The sequence below is a fragment of the Sporacetigenium mesophilum DSM 16796 genome (assembly GCF_059569055.1).
Genome location: NZ_JCANUR010000003.1, coordinates 107,690 through 131,932, shown reverse-complemented (window position 1 = coordinate 131,932; position 24,243 = coordinate 107,690). Strand labels below are relative to the sequence as shown.

Genomic DNA, 24,243 nt, shown 5'->3' with positions numbered 1-24,243 from the left:
ATCTTATGACATTAATGTATACCTAATATTATAGTATATTAATCAAATACCATAAATATTCGGTATAGCAATGTGTTTTCAGTAAACAATATTTCATTATACAAAATGAGGACAGTAATGGATATGATAATTGACAACAAATAAAAGATATATTATAATAAATTTACTAAATTAGTAAATTACTAAATTGTTAAAAAAGAAATTAGTTCATAAAATTTGATTATATCTCAGAAGGAGGGAATATAATGGATAAACAAAGACGTAAGGAGTTACTAGAGCAATTTAAGCAGATAAAAACATATATGGGTGTAATCCAGATAAAAAACAATGCAAATGGTAAAATTTATATAGCTGCATTTTCAAATCTTAAAAATAGATGGTTTACAATAAAAGGGCAGCTAGAAATGGGTAGATTTGCAAATTTACAACTACAAAAGGATTGGAAAGAGTTTGGACCTGATTCCTTTACCTACGAGATCTTAGAAGAAAAGGAAACAGATGAAGTTACTGATATGAAATGGGAACTTAAAAAAATGGAAAAACCATGGTTAGAGAAATTACAGCCATATGGAGATAGGGGTTACAATAAGATTCCAAAGGATTAGTATGAAAAAACAAATAGAACTATAAGATATATTTAAGAAGAAAAATATTATTTTATAGTTCTAATTGCCATAAATATACAAAATAGTAAGTTGTTTTCAGTTGATAATCATTCTGAAATACTGTAATATATACAGTATAGACGATGCACATTAAAAACTTAATTATAATATGGGAGCGTAAAGGTTTCGACGGGGAGTTGTACCTTATAGCTGCGAGTCGTGTTACTCTGGGTCACGTAAAAACTGGGGAACAAAAACAAACGCAAACGATAATTTAGCAATAGCAGCCTAATAATGCTGCTCGTTCTACCTATCCAGCCCGTGGGATAGAATAGGGCGTCGACTAAACGGGAAACTATCTTGAGGATGCCTTGACTCAAAGATAGAATAATTAAGGCTAGCATAATATAAAGCTTGCTACTAGGCGTTATATTATGTGAAATTCAAATTAGTAGATACACTCGTAGATGTTATTTGGGAAAGCTTTTCGGACAGGGGTTCGACTCCCCTCGTTTCCACCAATACCAAAAAGGTTGTATCCAAACGGATACAACTTTTTTTATTTATATAGAGAAAAAAGATCCCCTTTTATATAGGAAATACATGGATATGATATAATAAGTTTAACATATAAATTATAGAATAGATTAATGTAAAAGGTTTAAAAGTATATTAATAGCTTGCTTATTAACTAGGGGGGAAATAACTTGAAAGAAAAAATTGAAGAGTTTATTATTAATTATGTATTAGACCATAATAAAGATGATTTTTTTAGAGAACCTTTGATAGGCTTTAGCAGTGCAAAAGATGAAAGATATGAAAATATTAAAGAAATTATTGGCCCTCATCACTTATATCCAATTGAGGTATTACCTTCTTGCAAAACAGTAGTTGCTTTTTTTATCCCTTTTACAAAGAAGGTAGTAGAAAGTAATATTTTAAAAGATAACAAAGAAGTTTCTTACATATGGGCAAAAACCTATTATGAATGTAATAAATTGATAGATAATTTAACTAGAGAGTTAATTGAATATTTAAAGGAGTTTAATGTTAAAGGAGCTACAATACAAGCTACTCAAGGTTTCGATAAAAAATTACTGAAAGCTCCATGGTCTCATAAATCAGCAGCGTATATAGCTGGTCTTGGGGAGTTTGGAGTTAGCTCTTTATTAATTACAGATAAAGGGTGTGCAGGAAGAACTGGGACTGTATTTTTAGATATAGATATAGAACCAAGTAATAAGTTGGCTTTGGATAAATCACGTTGTTTATATTATCTAAATGGCTCTTGTCTAGAGTGTGTAGGTAATTGTCCTACAAATGCTTTATCAATTGATAAGCTAAATAGGTCGGTTTGTTATCAAAAATGTTTGCATACCGATAGTCTTTATACTGATTTAGGAACTTGTGATGCATGTGGAAAATGTTCTTTAGGTCCATGTGCTTACTTTGAATAGTATAACTCTTTATTAAATCTTGGGTATGGTTCTTGCAATTCGTTTCCACTAATACCAAGGGGGTTGTATCCAAAAGGATACAACCTTTTTTAATTACTAAGAAAGTACAATTTTCAACTGCTAGACTTGAGCAATAGACCTGTTTTTCAATGCCGCTTAAGACATGAGCGTAGCGAATTTTTATTTATATTATTAAGATATATTCTAAATTGGCGATAGTAATTTAAGAGAGAGGAAGAATAATAGTTCAAGAATATAGTTTGTTAAAAAAGAAAAAAATATATATATATGAAAAGATTAGTAAGTAAGATAACAGTAATAATATTGTATCAAAGGAAAAGGTATGCTAAAATTTAAATATTACGACAAATTAGAGATCATATCGACAAATATGTGAAAAATTCGATAATATAATACCTAAAATAGATACGTATTTATTCTTATTGCTCCAGGAGGATTTAATATATGTTGAGTCAAGATAATCATAAAGAACCACGGTACATTATTGATTCTAAAAAAAGATGTATTGAATTAGGTATGAAACCAGACGAACCTCGTTTACCTAAAAATGTTATGTCAGAGTTTAAACTGACAGAAAAGAAAGAAGCTTATAAAGAAATTTTAGACGTAGTAAAATTTTTTAGTGAGAAAATAATAAAATCACTAGAAGGTACTCCTATTTTAATAGTTATTTCAGATGAAAAGGGATATCTACTAGATACTCTCGGAGATGAAACTATAAGAACGACAATGGCTCAACTTGGAATAAAACCGGGTATTCAATTTAGTGAAGATGATATGGGTACAAATGTTGTTAGTTTAACACTAAAACAAAACCACCCAGTGCAGTTAATAGGAGGCAATCATTATCATGAGTTTTTACATGATAGTGCTTGTTATGGAGTACCATTTCATTATTCAGATGATAACAATCTATTAGGCAGTATATGTATTATGACTGCTGTTATACTTCATAATCCATTTTTCTTAATGACATTAACTACTGTAGTTGATGCAATTGAACGGGAATTATTGTTAAGAAAACAAAATCGTAAACTAAATATAATGAATCAAATAATGTTAACTAAAACTAGAAATGCAATTATTGTAACCGATGAATACGGAGGAGTAGTAGAGTATAACGAATTTGCTGAAAAAATATCAGGATTTAAGGCGGAAGAAATTAAAGGAAGAAGCATTTATGACTCTCCAATAACAGGTAAGTTTTTTAAGGATGTCTTAATCAACCAAAAATTCTATGAAAACGTTGAGATGAAATTTAAAAACAATAATGGTGAAGATTATGTTTGCCTTGTCGACATGCAGTCTATTCACGATGAAAACTTAAATATGATAGGTGCTTTTGGGCAGTTTAGAGATATTACAGAAAGGTATTTAGCAGAGGAAAAATATAACTATCTGGCATATCACGATGAGTTAACAGGACTTCCAAATAGAAGATATTTTACAGAAGTCCTAAATAGATACATTAACTCTTATTGTAGTGAATCAGCACATATGGCTCTTATATTTTTAGATTTAGATAAGTTAAAGATGATTAATGATACATTTGGTCACTCAAAGGGTGATTTATTAATAAAAGAATCTGCCAAAATAATAAAAGAATGCTTAAATGAAAATGATTATGCATTTAGAATGGGTGGAGATGAATTTGTACTATTGTGCTTTGATATAAGAACTAAAGCACAAGCAGGTGAGTTTGCAAAGAAGATAATAAATGCTTTTAATAAAACAATAGAAATTGACAGTCAACAATTTCATGTAACAACTAGTATGGGCGTTTTATTATATCATGAAAATCCAGTAGATTTTGAAACTTGCTTAATTTACGCTGATAATGCTATGTATAAAGCAAAAGCTAATGGAAGAAATTGCTATGTTATTTATGATCCAATTCTAGAAGAGTTTTATAAAGATAAGATAATTCTAAAAATGGATATTGAAAAAGCATTAGAAAATAACGAGTTTATTTTGTATTACCAACCACAGGTTGACATAAAAAATGGCAATATAGTTGGCGTTGAGGCGCTAATTAGATGGATACATGAAGAAAAAGGAATGATTTCTCCTGATAAATTTATACCTATAGCTGAGGAAACAGGGCTAATTTCTAGAATAGGGGAGTGGGTATTAAGAGAAGCTTGTTCCCAAATGAAGAAATGGCAAAGTATGGATTTACCTCCACTAAAAGTAAGTGTTAACTTATCAGCACAACAGTTTTTGAAAAGGGATTTAACTGAAGTGATAAATAATACTTTAGGTGAAACTGGACTAAATCCAAAATACCTAGAATTAGAGATTACTGAAAGTATGACAATGGATGTGGATTATGCAATAAAAATATTAAAAGAGTTAAATGACCTAGGGGTTAAAATAAGCATTGATGATTTTGGAACCGGGTATAGTTCACTAAATTATTTGAAAAAATTCTCTATTAATTATCTAAAAATAGACAAATCATTTATTAACGATATTACAGATGATGAAAGTGATGCAAATATAGTTGAAACAATTATTTCTATGGCTCATAATCTTGGCTTAAAGGTTGTGGCTGAAGGCGTTGAAGACAAAAAACAATTAAGATTTTTACAAATACGTAATTGTGATCTTGTCCAAGGCTATTATTTTAGTAAGCCAGTGCCACCAAGATTATTTGAAAAGGAATTTTATAATTTACAAAATGCATTTAAAGACAAATATTAACAACATAAGGGGAGAATAAAATTGAAAAGTATAGCATCTATTTTAGTATCTAATTTTAAGAGGTGGGACATTAACCATGTTTTTGGCATACCTGGAAAGCCAATTGTACCATTACTTTTGGAATTAGATAAACAAGGGGTTAATTTCATTCTAAATAAACATGAAGGCGGCAGTGGGTATTGTGCTGCTGGATATGCAATGATGAATAAAAAATTAGGTGTGGCTGTTGCAACTGCAGGTCCTGGTGGAACAAACTTGTTAACTGCCGCCGGACAAGCAAAGGCTTCTCATCTTCCAGTACTATTTATTACTGGTCAACAGCCTATACAGGATACTGGGAAGGCTTTGGGCCAAGATTCTACAATCTTTGGAACTGATTTAGTTAAAATATTTGAACCAGTAACTAAGTTTAGTGCTAGAGTTGAAAGAAGTGATCAATTTAAGAAGTATTTACAACATGCATTGGAAAAGGCGCATAGTGGGGTTAAGGGTCCAGTTCATTTATCAATACCATTTGATATACTTACTGAGGAAATTGAGGAATTTGAACTTGATTTACCAAGTAATATGTGTGGGTTGGTTTCTTCTAGAATAGACGAGTTTATAGAAAAGCTTAATAGTACTAAAAAAGCAGTAATTTTATTAGGCAAAGGTGTTCATTCAAGTGGAGCTTATGAAGAAGTAAAAAAATTAGCTGAGTTGTGGAATATACCAGTAATGACTACTCCAGGAGGAAAAGGGACATTTATAGAAAATCACCCATTATCCCTTGGTGCCTTAGGTTTAGGTGGTACTGAAACTGCAAGTGAATATATTGAAAAAGATGTAGATTTGATGATTGTAATTGGAAGTAAATTATCAGATATGTCTTTGGTTGGTATATCACAGGAAAACTATCCTAAAGAAGTTATTCACTTAGATTATGATCCAACTTTTATAGGAAAATCACTTTTAGTTCCAACACTACCTATTATAGGTGATATTAAAATGAATCTTCAGTTATTACTTGATAAAGTTTCAAATAAATCAAAAAATGAATTTGAATTATTACAAGAAACATATGAGATTACAGCTGATAATAATCCATATATATCAGCTGCAAAAGCAATAGAAATTGCAAGACAAGAACTTCCAGATGATTCAATTATATTTGGCGATGATGGAAGTCATACATTTTATGCAGTAAGATATTTCAATATTAGAAAACCTGGGACATTCTTCTTTGACGATGTATTTGGAGCAATGGGACATGGAATAGGTTACTCTATTGGGGCGCAATTAGCTAGTGATAATTCAAGAATTATTTGTTTAACAGGTGATGGATGTACCTTTATGCAAGGTACTGAAATATCTACAGCAGCAAATTATAATATTCCGGTTACATTTATAATATTTAATAATGGAAGATTAGATATGGTTGATAAAGGAATGTATTACAATGTAGGAAAGTCTGTAGGTTCAAAATATAGTGTACCATTAGATATTGAAAAGTTCGGACAATCTATGGGAGTAAAATCATTAAAATGTAATGATGAGTTTGAGTTAAAAAAGGCTTTAGAAATTTCAAAATCACATAATGAACCAATTATTATAGAGGTTATGGTTGACCCATTAGAAATACCACCAACAATGAAGAGAGGGTAATAATATGAATAAAGATTATGAAAAGGGAATTGAAGTACTAAAATTAATGACAGATGAAAATGGAATGAAGACAATAAAATATTTAGAAGGTATTTTTCCAGACTTTGCAGAGAAAATGGTTGATTTTGGATTTGGACAAATATATTCAAGACCAAATCTGGACCTAAAATTAAGAGAAATTGTAACTATAACTGCACTTATAACACAAGGTGCATTTGAACAACTAGATTTTCATTTAAAAGCAGCACTAAATCTGGGCCTAAAGGAAGAAGAAATATTAGAAATTATTCTTCAGTGTGCAGCATATGTAGGATTTCCAAAAGCATGTAGTGCTTTAGTTGTTGCAGGTGAAATTTTTAAAAATAATACAAAATAGATAAATCCCCCTACTAAGTAGTAGGGGGATTTTTTTATTTCTGTAGAGATTAAATTTGAACTTTAACAGTAGTTTGACCAACTACAAGGAAGCCGTTGATGTAACAGCGGAATTCAACTACTACTTGAGGAGCAGTCCAATTAAAATCAGAGCGTTCAAACTTAAATTGACCAATTTTTGCTTGGTTATAATATCCGTTGTTGCTAGTAAGGGCATTAACACCATTAATATTTGCTGTGTTAAGATCTAAATCAGTAGTATTATATCCTAAAGGAAGATTAACACGAACAGTGAATACACCATTATTTCCTTTAATAACCTTAGATGTTACCTCAATGTTAGCTGGTATATAAACGGTAAATTGTTTTTGGATTGTAGTACTATTACCAGCTGAATCAGTTACGGTGATAACTACGGTATATACACCAGGTTTATCAAGGTTGATGTTTGTACCATTAGAAATTACTTTTCCTATAGTTTCATTTGGTTCGAAAACAACCATATTTTCAATAGAAATACCAGAAAGTCCGTCATTTGCTAAGTAGTTTAATTGTAGCATAGTACCAAGCTTAAATTCATTGAATAACTCCATTGTTATGGTTGGTGCAGTCTTATCTATCTTTACATAAACCGTATTAGCAGATTCAATATTTCCAACAGAATCAATTGAGTAAAATGATACCTTGTGAATTCCTTCATCTTGTATTGTGAAAGAACTACCTTCTAAATAATTAGAGCCATCAATTGAATAGAAGGTTTTAACAACACCAGTTATATCATCTGTTGAAGTTAGATTTATAGTTGCATCATTATTTGTCCAGTTTGTTGGTGCATTTGCACTTGTAACTGGGGGTTTAGTGTCAACAATAAGTTTTGCAATAACAGTATTAGATGGATCAGATTCACCAAATGAATTACTGAATGAAGTAACATAATATTGGTGATTAGCATACGAAAGATCAGTAATTGTGTAAGACAAGTTATTTAGGTTATTTACAAGTAAAACAGGTTTATTGTCTATAATCTCGTATACGTTATAGCCGTTAGCATAAGTGATAAAATCCCAAGTAATTTGTGCACTTGTTTTGTCTATAAGTTTTAAGTTAGCTACTGGAGATTGCATAACTGGATATATAATATTTTCAGATAATTCTTTAGATAAAGCTGATTCTCCGAAGCGATTACTATATGCAGTTATTTGATAACTATGTGTACCTTCTGATAGATTGAAAACTTTATAGCTTAGGGCTGATCCCTTATATATTAACTGTTTTGTGCCATCTATTATTTCGTAAACACGGTACTCGTTTGCCCAATTAACTGACTGCCAAGATAGTGTAATATTATTAACGTTGGAAACAGTTATACTTAAAGTAGGAGGCTGTACTACTGGCCAAGTTAATTTAAGGCTTACTGTGTTTCCTTCATTGGATTCACCAAATCGACTACTATATGAGTGAATTTCATAAATATAATCTCCCTCAGGCATATTGGCGAAGGTTACGCTAGTGCCAGTAACGGTTTGTTTTAGTATCTTTTCTCCGTCTACAATTTGATAAATTTTGTAATTTGTTGCGTATGGTACAACTGCCCATCTTAAGTTTATGTCATTACCATTTAAAGTACTATTAGTTAAATTAGCTGGTGACTGCATAGTTGGGTAAAACAAAGAAAGGTTTGTATTACTTCCGACTTGTGATTCACCAAAACGATTACTGTAAGAGTAAATCTCGTAAGCGTAGTCCCCCTCGGCCATATTTGCGAAGGTTATGCTAGTACCAGTTACAGTTTGTTTTAAGATTTTTTCTCCGTTTATAATTTGATAAATTTTATAAGATGTTGCATAACTAACTGAATTCCACTTCAAGGTAATATCATTTCCATTAGCAATACTATACGTAGAGTTACTTGGTTCAACCATTGTCGGAAAAATAAGTGAAAATGACACTTGGCTTCCATCATACGATTCACCAAAGCGAGTACTTACAGATTTAATAATATAGTCATGGTCACCCTCTAAAACGTTGCTTAGTGTCGTAGATGTTGAAGTTACAGTAGTTTTTAGAACTAATTGCCCGTCGACAATTTCGTATATTTTGTAACTGTTAGCATATGGTACTGCTGACCATATTAATTGGACATCATTACCATTTTGAATTTTATATACTAGGTTACTAGGAGCTTCCATCGTTGGATGAATTAATGAAAAAGTAGTTTCTGCTCCAATTGGAGATTCTCCTAAAAGGTTGGATACTGAGTTAACAATATAGTTATAATCGCCAGCAACCATATTAGAGAACGTTACGCTAGTACCATATACAGTTTGTTTTAAAACTTGTTGGCCATCAATTACATGATAGATTTTATAGCTTGTTGCATATGGAACGGCTGTCCATCTTAAAGTGATGTCGTTACCATTTGAAATACTATAAGTTAGATTTGTTGGCGCCTGCATTGTTTGACCATTTAAGTTAACTGTAATACTACTTCCATTTGCTGATTCACCAAAGCGAGTAGAATAAGAGTAAACTTCAAAAGCGTATTCACCAGGTGACATATTTGTATATGAAACAGTTGTACCAGTTACTGTATTCTTTAGGACTTTTTGTCCATTAACTATTTGATAAATCTTATAACTTGTAGCGTATGGAGATGCATTCCAATTTAAAGTAAAATCAGTAGCATTTTTAATTGTCTGCATTAAATTTGTTGGGGATTGCATAACTGGATGAATTACTGAGAATGAAATAATACTTCCATCATTAGATTCGCCAAAGCGGTCACTGTAAGAATTGATTTCATAAACATAATCACCACTAGGCATATTTGCCAATGTTGTAGATGTCCCAGGTAATGTGCTTTTTAAAACTTTCTGACCATCAATAATCTGATATACTTTATAAGCTGTCGCGTAAGGAACAGCATTCCACTTTAGAGTAATGTCATTTCCATTTGTAATAGTATATGTTAAATTATCTGGCGATTGTATTGTTGGTAGTATTAGAGTCAAGGAAGTTTGGCTTCCATCTTGTGATTCACCAAAGCGATCACTATAGGAATGAACCTCATATATATAATCACCAGCTTGTTTATTAGTATACGTAACAGATGTTCCAGTTAGTGTACTTTTTAAGACTTTTTGACCATCAATGATCTGATATACTTTGTAAGATGTTGCGTAAGGAACAGTATTCCATTTTAAGGTGATGTCGTTTCCATTGGTAATAGTATATGTTAAATTACCTGGTGATTGCATTGTCGGCATAACTAGAGTAAATTTGGTTTGACTTCCATCTAATGATTCACCAAAACGACTACTATAGGAATGAACCTCATAGATATAATCACCAGCCTGTCTATTAGTATAAGTAACTGATGTTCCAGTTAATGTGCTTGCAAGAACTTTTTGACCATCAATAACCTTATATATTTTGTATGATGTTGCATAAGGAACAGCATTCCATTTTAAGGTTATATCATTACCATTGGATAATGAGTATGTGAGGTTACTTGGAGCAGTCATAGTTGGTAAAATCACTTGAACCTGTGTAGAATTTGACACTGAAGATTCACCATAAAGGGAATTTTCCGCAGAAACCGCATAGGTATAATTTCCAGCATCTACATTAGTAAATGTGTAAGTGGGCGCTTTTACCGAGGAAATCAATGTTTTTTGTCCATCTTCATTAATTTGATAGAGGTTGTAGTTTTCAGCATACTGAGATACTGGCCAACTTAGGACGATATCATTGCCATTTTGTATCTTATTGGTTATGGCTATTGGTGCTACCATAGTTGGATAGTCAATATCAACTGAAACAGGAGCACATGGACCTGATTCTCCGTCAGCACTTAATGTTGACACAACATATCTATACGAGCCTTCTGGTAGACTATTAAATGTATAAGATGTTGATGTTGTTGTTCCAAGTAGTTTAAGCTGACTGTCAATAATTCCATACACATTATAACCATTAGCTCCATAAACAGAGTTCCATGAAAGCTTTACATTACTCGGTGTAATGAGTTGTGATGATAGGTTGCTTGGCGGCAGTACGTCATTGTTGGTAGTTAATGCATATGCATTAACCAAAGGAAATCCTAGTTGAAACGCCAATAGTACTACTAAAATTAGAAAACTTCGAAGAAAATTTTTCTTCATGGCATGACCCTACCTTTCTTCGCGAAAAAGGGGAATAGGGAAAAAGATAAACCTTAAATAAGGCTTATAGATAAGAAAACTATATTCCCTGTGGCAACCGGCTACCATCCACGTAAATAAAGGTCGTGGTTCAGGCCCTTGGCTTTGCGTCTCATAGTTTCCTATGATTTGCCTTTTTCACTTATAATATATTTATTTTAGGTATATGAATTTAAAAACTTACTAATTAAAACTAGGAAATCTCTATACTTTTAAAGAATCAAAAAGTGACTACCTAATTATATTGATTAAGTTATTGACCCATATATCTTGTACATAATTTTACTATATTTACCATTAAGAAACAATATAAATCAAAATATATTATTTCTAAGCATATTCTTACGTAATATTTAAATCAATTTATTTTTGCTATATTAAACAAGTTGAGGAATTAAAACAACCTTTAAGATTTTAAGTATAATGACATAAATATATATAATTTAATAAAATTTTAAGTAAAAACATATTATTCTTAAAAAATTATTGATGTATCTTAATTTTGTTTACTAATTTTAGGATTATTTATATAATAAATTAAATTGATTAAGAGGAGATGGCTGAGATATGGATATTATTGATGCAAAGATTCTTGAGTCTATGAAAGAAAACGGCAGAGCCACTGCTTCTGAAATTAGCAAGAAAGTGAATTTATCAATACCTGCCGTTTCAGAAAGAATTAGAAAATTAGAAGAATCAAATATTATTGAACAATATACGATTAAGGTTAACCGCGAGAAAATGGGATATAAACTTTTAGCAATTATATTTGTAAATATTGATGAAACAGCAAATATCCAAAATTTTAGAGAAACAATTGTTCAATTTTCTGAAGTAATCGAATGCCATCATATGGCGGGAGAATATGATTATATGCTAAAGGTTCTTATGAATGATACAGGAGAGTTAGAGGATTTTTTGAGTAATAAAATGAAGTCTATTAAAGGTGTTAGAAAATCTAATACATTGATTGTTTTATCAACATTAAAAGAAGTTGCTAATAGGTAGGAGGCTACTGTATGATTATAAAAGGATTTAGGTTTGGAATATTATTACAGTTAGCAGTAGGACCTATATGTTTATTTATTTTTCAGACTGCGGCTTCATCTGGATTTTTTGCAGCAGAGACTGGGGTATTAGGGGTAACAATTATTGATTGTTTATATATAATTGCCGCAATACTTGGTATGGGAACTGTACTAAATAAATATGAAAAAGGACAAAGGTTAATAAAATATTTTGGGGCTATTGTACTTATTGTTTTTGGATTAAGTAATATTGTAGGATCTTTTGGAATTAAAATCCTACCCAGTTTGAATTTTGCATCAAATCAAAGTGGAGAAAATGTATTTTTAAAAACAATGCTATTAACTATATCAAATCCATTGACAATACTGTTTTGGGCAGGGGTTTTTTCTACGAAGATCTCCCAAGAAAATATGGATAAAAAGAATATGTATTTATTTGGACTTGGAGCAGTGTTGTCAACTGTATTATTCTTAACACTTATTTCAATTTTGGGAAGCTTTATTAATAATTTTTTAGATTCAATATTCATTAATATATTAAATATAATTGTTGGATTGGTATTAGTTGCTTTTGGAATCAATAACGTTTATAATGGATAAAATAGACTATATTAACATATTCTTAAGGAGATTTCAATGATAAAAAGAGAATTTGATGTAAATGATACTGCTTATTTAGCAAAAAGTAGAAGACTTAAAGCCCATATAGATGGTAGTGATACTAACACAAAAACTATATCTTTAAGAGCAGGAGATTCTGTAAAGATATTAGATTATTATGAAATTGATAAATACGGATATTCTTATGAAGCTGAATATAAAAAAGATGGAACTTCATACATTATAAAAAAACACTTAAGTCAGTCAGACTTAAGACCAAAAAAGAATTATTAATTAATAAAGGTTGTATCAAATTTTGATACAACCTTTATTATTAATAATAAAAATATCTAAAATCCTTAATATTTGAATAAAATTCAAAAGTACTTCCAGACGTTTGCTTTGCAATATACATAGCTTTATCAGAATAAGTAATAAGTGTTTCAATATCACATGAATCATTTGGATAAATAGATATACCTATACTTAAAGCTATAGTTAACTCGGCCTCGTCTACCTTTAATGGGGTCTTAAGCTTTTCTATAATCTTTTGAGCAAGAATAGAAGAATCTTCATAATCTTCAATATAAGGTTGAATTATTACAAATTCATCTCCACCAAGCCTTGCAACAAAATCCACTTCGCTAATGGTGCTTTGAACAACTTGGGCAATTTCTTTAAGAACTATATCTCCAACAGCATGGCCATATACGTCGTTTATTCTTTTGAACTTATCCATATCAAATAACATTAACGCAAATTTGAAGTTTCCTCTACGAGCATTTTCTAATATTAAATTTAGATGTTTCATAAGATAACTTCTATTTGGTATTCCAGTAAGTGAGTCATAATTTGCAAGATAAAGTATTTTTTCTTCAGCAGTTTTTCTTTCAGATATATCCCTTACAATGTGAATTCTCAATCTTTTATCATCAACTAGTACACTTTTAACGCTAACTTCAACAGGAAAGCTGCTTCCATCTTTCTTTACATGTGTACCTTCAAATGTAAGGCCGTTTTTATCAGCTTCTTTCATTTGTTGTTGAAATAGGTTAGTAGTTGAATTGTGTCTTAAATCTAGAACATTTAGCTTAGTTAATTCACTTAAAGAATAACCGTATTTTAATATTGCACTCATATTAGCATCTATTATGTTGCCATTAGTGTCTGCATAAAAAATAATATCTTGTGCATTATCAAATAAAAGTTGGTGTTTTTTCATAAGTTCGTTAGTTTTCTTTAAATCAGTTATATCAGCAAATAAAGCTGTAAAATTATCATTTGTTGAACCAAATGTGTAAACTCTAAAATGCTTATCCAATTCTTCGTTATAAATTTCGAAACTAACAGATATTCCTGATAATAAGATTTTTTCATAAGTATTAATTAAAAATGGATTTAAATCAGGTGTAAAATCTGACACCATTTTTCCAATAATATCTTCTCGAGTCAATCCAGTGATGTCTGTAAAAGCATTGTTTGTTGCTAAAAATTTATAGTCGATAGGGTGGCCATTCTCATTATAAACTATTTTATGAAAGGCAACCCCTTCACTTATTGAATTAAAGAAAGACTCGAGATAGGAATTACAATCCTTACCACAAATACATTCTTTCCACATATAACATTCTCTCCTTAATCAACTATTAAATTTTATTAATATATAATATGAAATTTAAACTAATTAGTGTATTTAAATATAAATTTGCTATTAATTAATATGTGTGTTAGTATATTACTTAGGGAAAGAAACAAAACAATATCGCGGAGTGGAGCAGTTGGCAGCTCGTCGGGCTCATAACCCGAAGGTCGTAGGTTCGAGTCCTGCCTCCGCAACCAATAAAGTATAAAACCAAACTCTTATATCTTTTGATATGAGAGTTTTTTAATTTCCAACTGCTAAACTTGAGCTACGGACCTGTTTTTCAAGGTCGTTGGCGACATGAGCGTAGCGAATTTTTTATTAGATAGTGTTTAATAAAAATAAGAATATAGCAAACTAAAATAAAACATATTTTTAATGGAGGTAATTATGACTATAAAGAAAAAGGTAATTGATAATTTTAACTATAACAACATAAAAAAGACGAATAAGAATTTTATGTATAAAGATTTAAGAAGAAGTAATTGTTACAATTGTGATTTTTCAAGTTCAAACTTTAATTTTGCAAGCTTAAGAGGCGCTCAATTTAAATCATGTGATTTTCATGAATGTACATTTGACTCTGCTGAGTTTGTCGCGACAAATTTGAAAAGAAGTAAATTTAGAAATGCTAAATTTGAAAATGTAGTATTTGACAGTGCAAATTTAGAAGGGGTAGATTTTAGAGGAGCAGAATTCAAAAATGTCATATTTGTATCTACAGATACATCTAAAGCAGTTAACTTAGACTTATCAAATGCAGATGTAAAAATATTTGAGGAAATGCCAAAATTAGAAGTTAGTGAAGAACTTGAAAATGCTGCTAAAGCTGCAATGACTAATGAATATGTAAAAGCAGCAAGGGTATTAGATACAAAGAGCGGGGAAGTTAGCCCTATAAGTATGATGATATTACTAGAAAATTTCAATGAGAAAACTTTAATAAGAGGATTAAATCTTGTTAAGGAAAATGTAGATAAAGATTTCTGTACATTAAGTTATATTATTAAACTTATAAATAAGTATCAATCAGAAGGTCTTTTATAAAAGAATCCCCGACAGAAATGTCGGGGATTTTATTGTAGTATTATATTTTTTCTTACTCTTCAGTCATGCTCATAGCAGCAGTACCAGTTTTACCTATTTCAGCTAAATCATCTAAAGCATATTCAACTAATGCTTTGAAGTTTTCAACAGAGTGAGTAGCACCAGTTACAACATCGACATCACCTATAAGTTGTTTTTCTACTAATTGTTTTTCTAATTCAGCAGTATATTTTTCTGGATAAGTTTTTGCAACTGCTTCCATCTTAGTTTTATATTCTGCATCTTCAGATTTTAATTTACCATCTTTATTTATGTAATCAAAATTTGCAACTGCTATTTTATGATCTTTTATTTCAAGTTCTACAAAAGGCTTCCAACCTTTATCATCGAAATCATCTGCTTCAACTTTATATGTTCCATCTTCATAAAGAGGTACTATTGCCGCTGTAGTATCTCCAGTTTTCGCTTTCTCTATTGCAGCTGCTGCTAGTTCATTAAAGTTTCTAGATGAATGTGTAGCTCCAGTTACAACATCAACTTTTGCTGCATCTTGAGTTTTAATTAAGTTAGCTCCTAATTTATCAAAACCTTCTCTTGGTGTAAAACCATTAGCTCCTTTAAAGCCATCAATGTACCCTTGAGATTCTGTTCTCATTTCTTTTTTCTCATTTGTATAATCGTAGTATGCTTCTGTTATTTTACCATCTTTAACAGTAACATCAACAAATGCTATCCAGCTTCTAACGTCTTTTCTATCATACTCTGCATGATATTTACCGTCTTTTAATTCAACTACTGGTGCTGCTGTTTCTGTTTCTGTTGTTTCCTGAGTTGATGTACATCCACTAAGTAATGTTACAGCCATTAAACTCGTTAAACCTAATGATAATAATTTTTTCATTTGTATTTCCCCCTTAAAACTGTTTATTAATAACTTAATTACATTATATGGTATGGCAATACCTGTGTCAACGAAAATGTCTAATAAATAACAAAAAATGTAAAAAATTAGTAATAAATTTTAATTATTAAAGTATTTAATAAAAATATTGCAGTAATATACAGGATTCAATGTGGTTGCATGTGATAAAAAATAAGCATAATTATATAAAAATATAGTAAAATTATTAATATAAACAAAATAATAAGGAGAAAAGTGAATGTACAGACCAATTTAATACAAAACAAATTTACAAAGTATTAAAAAATAACCTTTAGGAAGGTTTTTTTGTCATGTAATTTTGGGGGTGTATTAAAAGTGAATAAAAAGGTCAACGTTTACTTAATGTATATTATTGTATTTCTACAGGGGTTTGTTTTTTATGGACCTATAGCTACGTTGTACAGGCAAAATAGAAACTTATCTTTGTCTGATATGTTTTTAATAGAATCTATATCATGGATATTATTGATTATTTTTGAAATACCATGGGGATGGTTTGCAGATAAGTTTGGATATAAGAAAACACTTATTATTTCTAATTTTATATTGTTCATCTCAAAAATAATTTTTTATAAAGCGAATTCTTTTGAAATGTTCTTTTTAGAAAGAGTACTACTATCATTATCTTTAGCAGGAATTTCAGGGTGTGATATTGCTTTAATATATTCATCAATAAAGAAAGAGGAAAGTGAAAAAATATTTGGTGCATATAGTGCATTTTCAACTGGAGGTTATCTAATTGCTTCAGTTATGTATGGGATAATTGTTAAGAATTCAATGGATAGCACTGCATTCTATACAATTATACCTTATGCATTGGCAGCTATATTAACTTTATTTATTAAAGATGTGAATGTACAACAAGAAGAAAGACCTAAATTTAAGCAAAGTTTGCTAACTGCTCTTAAAAACAAAAGTATTATAGTATTGGTAATTTCTTTTGCTTTAATAAATGAAGTAGTTCAAGTAGTAGGAGTATTTTTAAATCAATTACAGTATTTAAGAAGTGGAATTGATATTAAATACTTTGGAATATTAAATGTTGTTATGCAAGTAGTTAGATTAATGTCTATTAAAGCTTATAAAATAAGCTCTAAATTAGGCCATAACAGAAGTATTGAAACTTTATATATTGTCATTGCTATATGTTGCACAGTATTGGTTTTTACATCTACTGCTACATTGACTATACTTTCAATAATAATTATCTTTGGCAGTGCAGCTATAATTGCACCTATAGTTTTAAACATAGAAAATAAAAGTATAACTACTTATGATAGGGCCACCCTTTTATCAATATTTTCTATGTTTGGAAGCTTAGCTGGGGCAGGGTCAAATATTATAATTGGAAAGACAGCAGATATTTCTATATCATCAGCATTTATTACTTGTGTGGTTATGTGTGTTTGTGCATATATATTGTTGTTATTATATAAAAGAAGAAGTTGTAGATAGCCAAAAAGGTTGTATCTTTTTAGATACAACCTTTTTGTAATTTCTTGACCAAAACCTAAATTGTTACTTTTCTATCATAAGGATAGTCTATAGTTGGATGACTGTTAATAGGAAATATCAATTATACGGCCATAATCAATAATGATATAATTAATTCGAGGAATATCGACTAAATATTTTGAAAACTGACGATTTCCTAAGTTTGTAAATATAAATTAAAAATTTAACATATAAGTAGAAATACAAGATAATATTGAATGATTTAGTTATTATGTAGGAGGGATAAGCATGGGTAAAATCATTGACTTTAATTGTACATACGATAATTCGGCAGGAATTAATAAAGAAATAACACAAAATATCGATTTGCAATTTCCTAAAGCTTATAAACACTGGGATAGTATGGCTTTGCTTGCTCAAGAATTAAAAAAATACGATAACGCAACTTTCTGTGAATTACCATTTTGCCATACTGTTGAAGGAGAAGCAATGGGTGGAATTATTAACTTTGGAGATGAGAACATAGGCCCAAGAGCAAAGGATTATATTTGTACATCTGCCCAAGAAATACTAAACTTACCTCAAATAGATTATTCAAGTGGACGTATATCAGAAGTTTTAAAAGCATGTAAGCATCTACGTGAAAATGGAGAAGACGTTGTTTTATATATTTCAGGACCTTTTACAATTATGAATGTTTTAATTGATCCACGCCATATATTTAAAACATTTAGAAAAAATCCAGATATTATGAAAGATATTTTTGATAAATTTCAAAATGAAATACTACGTTTTATTGAAGAAGCTCAAAAGGCAGGAGTTAATATGATTAGCTATGGAGATTCTTCTGGAGGATTAAATATATTAGGACCTAAATTTTCAGAACAAGTTGTAGAAATGTTTACTTATCCATTATTAAAAAGAGTAGAAGAAATTTTAAGTGATGAAACAATTGTGTTACTTTGTCCAAAAACTACATTTGCACTGTTGGGAACAGATAAAGGTGAATGGAGAGACATTAACCTAGGAGAATCTATGAAATATTCAAAAGCCTGTGCAAAGATAATTGGACAAGCGAAATTTGTTGGACAAATGTGCGTCAAAAATAAAGATTTTGAGCTAAAAGATAAAGTAATAAAAACAATTAACTTATTTTAATTATTAAAATTATCATATATGGAGGGAATTATATGCACAAACACGATAAGATGACACCAAATGAAAGACTTGGTGCATTTATGACAGGACAACCAATGGACAGAATGTTAGCTATACCAGTAACTTGCTCTATGTCTGGCCAAGCACTTGGAATAACTCACAAAGAAAAAAGAAGTAGCGCTTTAAATGAAGCAAATGCACAAATTGCTTGTTATGAAAGATTTGGTAATGACTTATTGATTGTTGAATATGGACTACATGGGGTAGGGGCAGCTCTTGGAAGTGAAATGAGTGATCCAGAGGACCAAACACCAGCAATTAATAAACATGTTTTAGATGATATAAATGATGTAGATAAATTAGATGCATCAAAACTTACAATAGAAAATGACAAAGAATTTAAAATGCATGTTGATGCTGCAAAGATATTAGTTGAAAAATTAGGACATGAGGTTCCAACAGGAGTTTTAATAACTGGACCTTTCACTGCTGCTTCAAGTATTTATCCAACGGAAAATTTATTAAGAGCAACTAGAAAGAACCCTGAAAAAGTGCATGAATTAATGAGATTCTGTACTGATGCATTAAAAACGATATATAGAGAGTTTATAAAAGCAGGTTGTCTTATACTTTTCTGTGACCCAATTGCATCAGGAACAATTCTTCATAGAAAACAATATTTAGAGTTTGTTTTACCATACACTAAAGAATTAATGGCAGATATTCACGATGCAAAAGGAATGGTTTGCTATCACATTTGTGGAGATACAACTTCAATTGTAGGAGATATGGTGACATCAGGGTGTGATATGCTTAGCGTAGATAATAGAGTTGACTTAGTACATACAAAAAATGTAGCAGGAAATAAGGTTCCAATTCTTGGAAATGTAGATCCAGTAGAGGTGTTAATTTTAGGAAATACCGATGACGTAGATTTAGCTGTAAAAACTTGTATTCAAAAGGCTTATGACAGTCCTTGTGGATACATTTTAGCATCAGGTTGTGATCTTTCAGGAAGTGTTCCTTTAGAAAATATTGATCAATTTATGGCATCTGCTAGAAAATATGGACAATGGCCATTAGATCCGAAAAACTTCTTATAAAATATAGTTAATTAAAAATGGAGGTAACCAAAATGTCAATTTCAAAAGAAGAACTATTAAAAAAGTTATCAGATAGTGTTGTAGAAATGGAAGAAGAAGATGTAATTGAAACTAGTAATGAATATATAGAAGCGGGATATCCAGCATTTGATGGTATAATGGAAGGCCTTGTAGATGGTATGAACCGTGCAAGTGAGTTATATGAGGAAGAAGAATATATTGTTACAGATGTATTATTATGTTCAGATGCAATGTATGAAGGTTTAAATGTTTTAAGACCTCATCTGTCTTCAGAGGAAGCAAATGCAGCAAAACCAAAGGCTGTAATTGGTGTTGTAGAAGGAGATACTCATGATATAGGAAAGAACTTAGTTAAAATTATGTTAGAAACAGCTGGATTTGAAATGTTTGACTTAGGAAGAGATGTTCCATTACAAAATTTCGTTGATAAGGCTAAAGAGGTTAATGCTTCTCTTATATGTTTGTCAACATTAATGACAACAACAATGGGTGGAATGGGAACAGTTGTAGATTTATTAAAAGAAGCTGGTATAAGAGAACAAGTTAAAGTTATTGTAGGTGGAGGACCAATATCAAAGAAATTTGCTGATAAGATTTATGCAGATGGTTATGCTCCAAATGCAGTTGAGGCAGTTAAATTAGCAAAGAAGTTACTTAATATAGATATAGAAAAAGAAGATGAAGTTAGTGCCTAAGATTTCTATTAAGGATCAAAATAAAATCTTTGAATATGAACCTAACAAAAACTTACTGCAACTTTTATTAGAAAATGACTGCTTTGTTGATAATCCCTGTAATGGAAGGGGATCTTGTGGGAAATGTAAAATTAGACTATTAGAAGGAAAATTACCACCTATATCAGAAACGGAAGAAAAACTTTTAAAAAAAGAAGAAATTAACAGTGGTATAAGGTTATCTTGTTTAGTAGTACCTGGGGAGGATATTGTAATAGAAATACTTCAAAAAGAAAGAAAACATGAGGTACTTACAACGGGATATATTCCACACTTTGAATATAAACCTGCAATTAATAAAAAGGTTTTTGAAATAGAAAAGCCTACATTAGAAAATCAAATTTCACTTGAATATTCTATATGTAATACATTTGGAATTGAAAAGTTTGATTGGAAATTATTACAAAATGCAATTAAAGATGAAAAAGTAACTGGCGTTTTTAACGGTGAAGAGTTAATAGGTATTGAATGTGGAGATACTACTGATCTTCTTTATGGAGTTGCTATTGATATTGGAACTACAACAGTTGTAACTGCATTAATTGATATGAAAACTGGGAATGAAATATCTAAGGCATCAATGATTAATGCTCAAAAGAATTTTGGCCTTGATGTTTTAACTAGAATAACTTATCAATTAGAAAATCCAAATGATTCTAGAGAAAATCTTCAACATGCAATTGTAAACTCTATAAATGAAATGATTGAAGAAATGTGCAATAAATCAAAAATAGATAAGAAAAATATTTATGAGATTTCTGTTGCAGCAAACTGTACAATGATGCATTTTCTTTTAGGAATTGATGCAACATCTATAGGAAAGTCTCCATATGCACCAGTATTTGTGAAAGCAAAAAACATATTAGCTAAAGATATTGGGTTAGAGGCAGCACCTTTTGCAAGACTATATTGTCTTCCATCGGTATCTTCATATATAGGTGCTGATATTGTAGCAGGTGCATATGTTTGCGAATTACATAAGGCTAATGAAAATGTTTTATTTATAGATATTGGAACAAATGGAGAAATCGTTTTATCCAATCATGGCAAGCTATTATCTTGTTCATGTGCTGCAGGACCAGCTTTAGAAGGTATGAATATTAGTTCTGGAATGAGGGCAGCAGATGGAGCAATTGAAGATATAATAATATCTGAAAACGGAATTGAAGTTAAGGTTATTGGAGATGAATCACCTATAGGGCTATGTGGAAGTGGTATATTAGCTGGTGTTAAGGAGTTAATTAGGATAGGACTTGTCAAAAAAGATGGAGGATTCATAAAAAAGGAAAAACTAGATGAATCTGATTATAGATATGACATGATAAGATTAGATGGTAAAAAGAGAGAGTTTGTTTTGCAAAGTAGCCCAGAAGAACTGCTAATTACACAAGCGGATGTTCGTCAGGTACAATTAGCAAAAGGCGCTATTCTTTCTGGTTTTTATGCTTTACTAAAAGAAGCAAATATTGATATGAACCATCTTGATAAGGTAATGATAGCTGGACAATTTGGAGCTCATTTGCCTGCTGATAGTTTGGTAGGAACGGGTATCTTACCAGAAGATATAAAGAATAAGCTAGTATATGTAGGTAATTCTTCTAAAACAGGAGCATATATGGCTCTTATGTCTGTTGATGCAAAAGAACAAATGGAAGAACTAGCACATAAAATGGACTATATGGAACTAGGAGCATCAGAAGGATACGAAAGACTTTTTGCTCAGTGCCTTATGTTTTCAAAATAGAATATAATTATTTATTCCCTCAGAATAATTTCTGGGGGAATTTTTGTTGTATATTAATTTAATAAACGGAGAAACTAATTATGCTAAAAATATAAATAAAAAATAAAAGGAGATAATAAAATGGATAATAATGAAGTAGTATGTAATTGTTTTAGTGTTACTGTACAAGATATAAAAAACGCAATTGAAAATGGAGCAAAGTCATTTGAAGAAGTACAAGATGCTACTAATGTTGGAAATGGCTGCGGTCAATGTATAGAAAGTAATGAAGAATTAGTTGCTAAATTATTAAAAAAATAACATTTATCTCAAATATATAAATAACCTTATAAATTGTAAAACTGTACTCATAAATTTAAAAAGAGTACAGTTTTTTTATATACAATGATAAATAATCCTGATATTGGTGTAATATAATAAGTAACTTACTATTATTAAGTAAGCATGATATAATAGCAATAGGTGGTGATTGGATATGGAAAAATATAATATATGTCCAAAGGTTGAAAATGCTTTTGAACTATTAGGTAAGAGATGGACTGGATTAATTATAAGAACATTATTAAGTGGAGAGAAGCGATTTTCTAATATAGCAGAGGCAATTCCAAATATGAGTGCTCGTATGCTTACAGAAAGATTTAAGGAACTGGAGAAGGAAGGGATTGTTAGTAGAAAGGTTTATCCAGAAATCCCTGTCCGTATAGAGTATGAACTTACAGAAAAAGGACATGGATTACAAGCTGTTATGGATGAAATACAAAAATGGGCAGAAAAGTGGGGCTAAATAAGATAATATAAAGAACTTCCTATTAATATTAGGGAGTTCTTTTTATTTTTATTAAAAAAACTATTGACTAATTTTAATCCACGTGTAATAATTAATTTAAAGTTAGTTACTAAAAGTAACAAGATATAATAAATAATCTAAGTATATATTTGTAATATAATTAAATAACTTCCATATCAAATTAATTAATATTAAAAGTTAAAATTGTAAAGTTAGTTAAAAAGGAGAGGTGTAAAATGTTAAAAAAGATAGATAGCAAAAACATGGGTAGTAGTGATCTTGGATGGTTAAAGAGCAAATTTCACTTTTCTTTTGCTGAATATTACAATCCAGATAATATGAACTTTGGAGTTTTAAGAGTTATAAATGATGATTTAATTGAAGCTGGTACTGGATTCGACACTCACCCTCATAGAGATATGGAGATAATATCCTATGTAGTTAATGGCGAACTTACACATGGAGACAGCATGGGTAATAAAAATACTATAACTCGTGGTCATGTTCAGTACATGAGTGCTGGAACAGGAGTGTATCATAGTGAGCATAACTTTGGAAAAGATATGGTAAGGCTTTTACAAATATGGATCATGCCTAATAAAAAAGGATATGACCCTAACTATGGTGACTATAGATTAAATTGGGATGATAGAAATAATAAATGGCTTCATATGGTTTCAAGTAAAGATGGTAATGCACAAATAAAGATAAATCAGGATATGAATATTTATTCATTAGAACTTGAAAAAGGAAAAGAGATTGATTTTCCAGTTAAGGAAGGAAGACAGGCATATTTAGTTCAAATAGAGGGAAATTCTTTAATTAATGATATTGAGTTAGCTGACAGAGATGGAATGGAAATAGTAGAAGCAGATATTTTAATCAAAGCAAAAGAAACTTCACATGTCTTAATTTTAGAAATGAATAAACAAGATTAACAGTATTAACAATATATAAAAAATAATGGAGGAGAT

The 24,243-nt window shown here is 30.4% G+C and carries 20 protein-coding genes, 1 tRNA gene, 1 other RNA gene and 1 riboswitch; of the genes, 19 read left to right on the top strand and 3 right to left on the bottom strand.

Annotated elements, in window-relative coordinates:
* Positions 1-245: 245 nt before the first annotated feature.
* From BS62_RS04790 to BS62_RS04765, 6 genes are all read left to right on the top strand, one after another.
* Positions 246-605: a GIY-YIG nuclease family protein gene (locus BS62_RS04790; protein WP_496490113.1), complete on the top strand. Its 360-nt coding sequence runs from the start codon at positions 246-248 to the stop codon at positions 603-605.
* Between the two features lie 171 nt (positions 606-776).
* Positions 777-1,126, top strand: a transfer-messenger RNA (tmRNA) gene (gene ssrA / locus BS62_RS04785).
* A gap of 186 nt (positions 1,127-1,312) precedes the next feature.
* A complete protein-coding gene (locus tag BS62_RS04780) occupies positions 1,313-2,062 on the top strand; it encodes a hypothetical protein (RefSeq protein ID WP_496490112.1) in 750 nt (249 codons plus the stop codon).
* Positions 2,063-2,527: 465 nt separating this feature from the next.
* Positions 2,528-4,786: an EAL domain-containing protein gene (locus tag BS62_RS04775; RefSeq protein ID WP_496490111.1), complete on the top strand. Its 2,259-nt coding sequence runs from the start codon at positions 2,528-2,530 to the stop codon at positions 4,784-4,786.
* Positions 4,787-4,807: 21 nt separating this feature from the next.
* Positions 4,808-6,430: a thiamine pyrophosphate-binding protein gene (locus BS62_RS04770; RefSeq protein WP_496490110.1), complete on the top strand. Its 1,623-nt coding sequence runs from the start codon at positions 4,808-4,810 to the stop codon at positions 6,428-6,430.
* A gap of 4 nt (positions 6,431-6,434) precedes the next feature.
* Complete coding sequence (locus BS62_RS04765; protein ID WP_496490109.1) at positions 6,435-6,806, top strand: carboxymuconolactone decarboxylase family protein; 372 nt, start codon at positions 6,435-6,437, stop codon at positions 6,804-6,806.
* Between the two features lie 49 nt (positions 6,807-6,855).
* On the opposite strand, the gene BS62_RS04760 is transcribed toward BS62_RS04765, so the two are convergent.
* Positions 6,856-10,968 carry an OmpL47-type beta-barrel domain-containing protein gene (locus BS62_RS04760; RefSeq protein WP_496490108.1) on the bottom strand — a complete coding sequence of 1,371 codons (4,113 nt, stop codon included), beginning with the start codon at positions 10,966-10,968 and terminating at the stop codon, positions 6,856-6,858.
* Positions 10,969-11,057: 89 nt separating this feature from the next.
* Positions 11,058-11,151: riboswitch (cyclic di-GMP riboswitch) on the bottom strand.
* A gap of 423 nt (positions 11,152-11,574) precedes the next feature.
* On the opposite strand from BS62_RS04760, the gene BS62_RS04755 reads away from it, so the two are divergent.
* The 3 genes from BS62_RS04755 to BS62_RS04745 are packed head-to-tail and all read left to right on the top strand — an operon-like array spanning position 11,575 to position 12,929.
* Entirely contained in the window at positions 11,575-12,015 is a 441-nt protein-coding gene (locus BS62_RS04755) for an Lrp/AsnC family transcriptional regulator (RefSeq protein WP_496490107.1), read from the top strand.
* A gap of 11 nt (positions 12,016-12,026) precedes the next feature.
* Complete coding sequence (locus tag BS62_RS04750) at positions 12,027-12,635, top strand: LysE family translocator (protein ID WP_496490106.1); 609 nt, start codon at positions 12,027-12,029, stop codon at positions 12,633-12,635.
* Positions 12,636-12,671: 36 nt separating this feature from the next.
* Positions 12,672-12,929 (top strand): hypothetical protein, encoded by a 258-nt coding sequence (locus BS62_RS04745; RefSeq protein WP_496490105.1) that lies wholly within the window; start codon positions 12,672-12,674, stop codon positions 12,927-12,929.
* A 40-nt stretch (positions 12,930-12,969) separates the two neighbouring features.
* Here the strand turns inward: BS62_RS04745 and BS62_RS04740 are convergent, their stop codons facing one another.
* The gene (locus BS62_RS04740; protein ID WP_496490104.1) at positions 12,970-14,256 is read right to left on the bottom strand and encodes a PAS domain-containing protein; all 1,287 of its coding nucleotides are present in this window, start codon (positions 14,254-14,256) and stop codon (positions 12,970-12,972) included.
* Positions 14,257-14,398: 142 nt separating this feature from the next.
* On the opposite strand from BS62_RS04740, the gene BS62_RS04735 reads away from it, so the two are divergent.
* Positions 14,399-14,474, top strand: a tRNA-Met gene (locus BS62_RS04735).
* A gap of 193 nt (positions 14,475-14,667) precedes the next feature.
* Entirely contained in the window at positions 14,668-15,324 is a 657-nt protein-coding gene (locus BS62_RS04730) for a pentapeptide repeat-containing protein (protein ID WP_496490103.1), read from the top strand.
* A 52-nt stretch (positions 15,325-15,376) separates the two neighbouring features.
* Here the strand turns inward: BS62_RS04730 and BS62_RS04725 are convergent, their stop codons facing one another.
* Positions 15,377-16,225 carry an FMN-binding protein gene (locus BS62_RS04725; protein ID WP_496490102.1) on the bottom strand — a complete coding sequence of 283 codons (849 nt, stop codon included), beginning with the start codon at positions 16,223-16,225 and terminating at the stop codon, positions 15,377-15,379.
* 357 nt (positions 16,226-16,582) lie between these two features.
* Between BS62_RS04725 and BS62_RS04720 the strand changes: the two genes are divergently transcribed.
* The 8 genes from BS62_RS04720 (at position 16,583) to BS62_RS04685 (ending at position 24,207) form a co-directional block, all read left to right on the top strand.
* Entirely contained in the window at positions 16,583-17,722 is a 1,140-nt protein-coding gene (locus BS62_RS04720) for an MFS transporter (RefSeq protein WP_496490101.1), read from the top strand.
* 288 nt (positions 17,723-18,010) lie between these two features.
* Positions 18,011-18,880 (top strand): uroporphyrinogen decarboxylase family protein, encoded by an 870-nt coding sequence (locus tag BS62_RS04715; RefSeq protein WP_496490100.1) that lies wholly within the window; start codon positions 18,011-18,013, stop codon positions 18,878-18,880.
* Between the two features lie 32 nt (positions 18,881-18,912).
* Complete coding sequence (locus tag BS62_RS04710) at positions 18,913-19,983, top strand: uroporphyrinogen decarboxylase family protein (protein WP_496490099.1); 1,071 nt, start codon at positions 18,913-18,915, stop codon at positions 19,981-19,983.
* 32 nt (positions 19,984-20,015) lie between these two features.
* Positions 20,016-20,699 carry a corrinoid protein gene (locus BS62_RS04705; RefSeq protein WP_496490098.1) on the top strand — a complete coding sequence of 228 codons (684 nt, stop codon included), beginning with the start codon at positions 20,016-20,018 and terminating at the stop codon, positions 20,697-20,699.
* Positions 20,692-22,482 (top strand): ASKHA domain-containing protein, encoded by a 1,791-nt coding sequence (locus BS62_RS04700; RefSeq protein ID WP_496490097.1) that lies wholly within the window; start codon positions 20,692-20,694, stop codon positions 22,480-22,482. Before BS62_RS04705 ends, BS62_RS04700 begins: the two co-directional genes overlap by 8 nt.
* 120 nt (positions 22,483-22,602) lie before the next feature.
* Positions 22,603-22,782 (top strand): (2Fe-2S)-binding protein, encoded by a 180-nt coding sequence (locus BS62_RS04695; RefSeq protein WP_496490096.1) that lies wholly within the window; start codon positions 22,603-22,605, stop codon positions 22,780-22,782.
* A gap of 175 nt (positions 22,783-22,957) precedes the next feature.
* Positions 22,958-23,266, top strand: coding sequence for a winged helix-turn-helix transcriptional regulator (locus BS62_RS04690; RefSeq protein ID WP_496490095.1), 309 nt, complete (start codon positions 22,958-22,960; stop codon positions 23,264-23,266).
* Between the two features lie 239 nt (positions 23,267-23,505).
* Positions 23,506-24,207, top strand: a complete 702-nt coding sequence (locus BS62_RS04685; RefSeq protein ID WP_496490094.1) for a pirin family protein — start codon at positions 23,506-23,508, stop codon at positions 24,205-24,207.
* Positions 24,208-24,243: the final 36 nt, after the last annotated feature.

Bases quoted from the DNA above. Each gene is read 5' to 3' on its own strand.
- BS62_RS04690 (WP_496490095.1), top strand. From the start codon at position 22,958: ATGGAAAAATATAATATATGTCCAAAGGTTGAAAATGCTTTTGAACTA.
- BS62_RS04745 (WP_496490105.1), top strand. From the start codon at position 12,672: ATGATAAAAAGAGAATTTGATGTAAATGATACTGCTTATTTAGCAAAA.
- BS62_RS04765 (WP_496490109.1), top strand. From the start codon at position 6,435: ATGAATAAAGATTATGAAAAGGGAATTGAAGTACTAAAATTAATGACA.
- BS62_RS04685 (WP_496490094.1), top strand. From the start codon at position 23,506: ATGTTAAAAAAGATAGATAGCAAAAACATGGGTAGTAGTGATCTTGGA.
- BS62_RS04750 (WP_496490106.1), top strand. From the start codon at position 12,027: ATGATTATAAAAGGATTTAGGTTTGGAATATTATTACAGTTAGCAGTA.
- BS62_RS04725 (WP_496490102.1), bottom strand. From the start codon at position 16,225: ATGAAAAAATTATTATCATTAGGTTTAACGAGTTTAATGGCTGTAACA.
- BS62_RS04715 (WP_496490100.1), top strand. From the start codon at position 18,011: ATGGGTAAAATCATTGACTTTAATTGTACATACGATAATTCGGCAGGA.
- BS62_RS04775 (WP_496490111.1), top strand. From the start codon at position 2,528: ATGTTGAGTCAAGATAATCATAAAGAACCACGGTACATTATTGATTCT.
- BS62_RS04740 (WP_496490104.1), bottom strand. From the start codon at position 14,256: ATGTGGAAAGAATGTATTTGTGGTAAGGATTGTAATTCCTATCTCGAG.
- BS62_RS04755 (WP_496490107.1), top strand. From the start codon at position 11,575: ATGGATATTATTGATGCAAAGATTCTTGAGTCTATGAAAGAAAACGGC.
- BS62_RS04790 (WP_496490113.1), top strand. From the start codon at position 246: ATGGATAAACAAAGACGTAAGGAGTTACTAGAGCAATTTAAGCAGATA.
- BS62_RS04695 (WP_496490096.1), top strand. From the start codon at position 22,603: ATGGATAATAATGAAGTAGTATGTAATTGTTTTAGTGTTACTGTACAA.
- BS62_RS04730 (WP_496490103.1), top strand. From the start codon at position 14,668: ATGACTATAAAGAAAAAGGTAATTGATAATTTTAACTATAACAACATA.
- BS62_RS04760 (WP_496490108.1), bottom strand. From the start codon at position 10,968: ATGAAGAAAAATTTTCTTCGAAGTTTTCTAATTTTAGTAGTACTATTG.
- BS62_RS04710 (WP_496490099.1), top strand. From the start codon at position 18,913: ATGCACAAACACGATAAGATGACACCAAATGAAAGACTTGGTGCATTT.
- BS62_RS04705 (WP_496490098.1), top strand. From the start codon at position 20,016: ATGTCAATTTCAAAAGAAGAACTATTAAAAAAGTTATCAGATAGTGTT.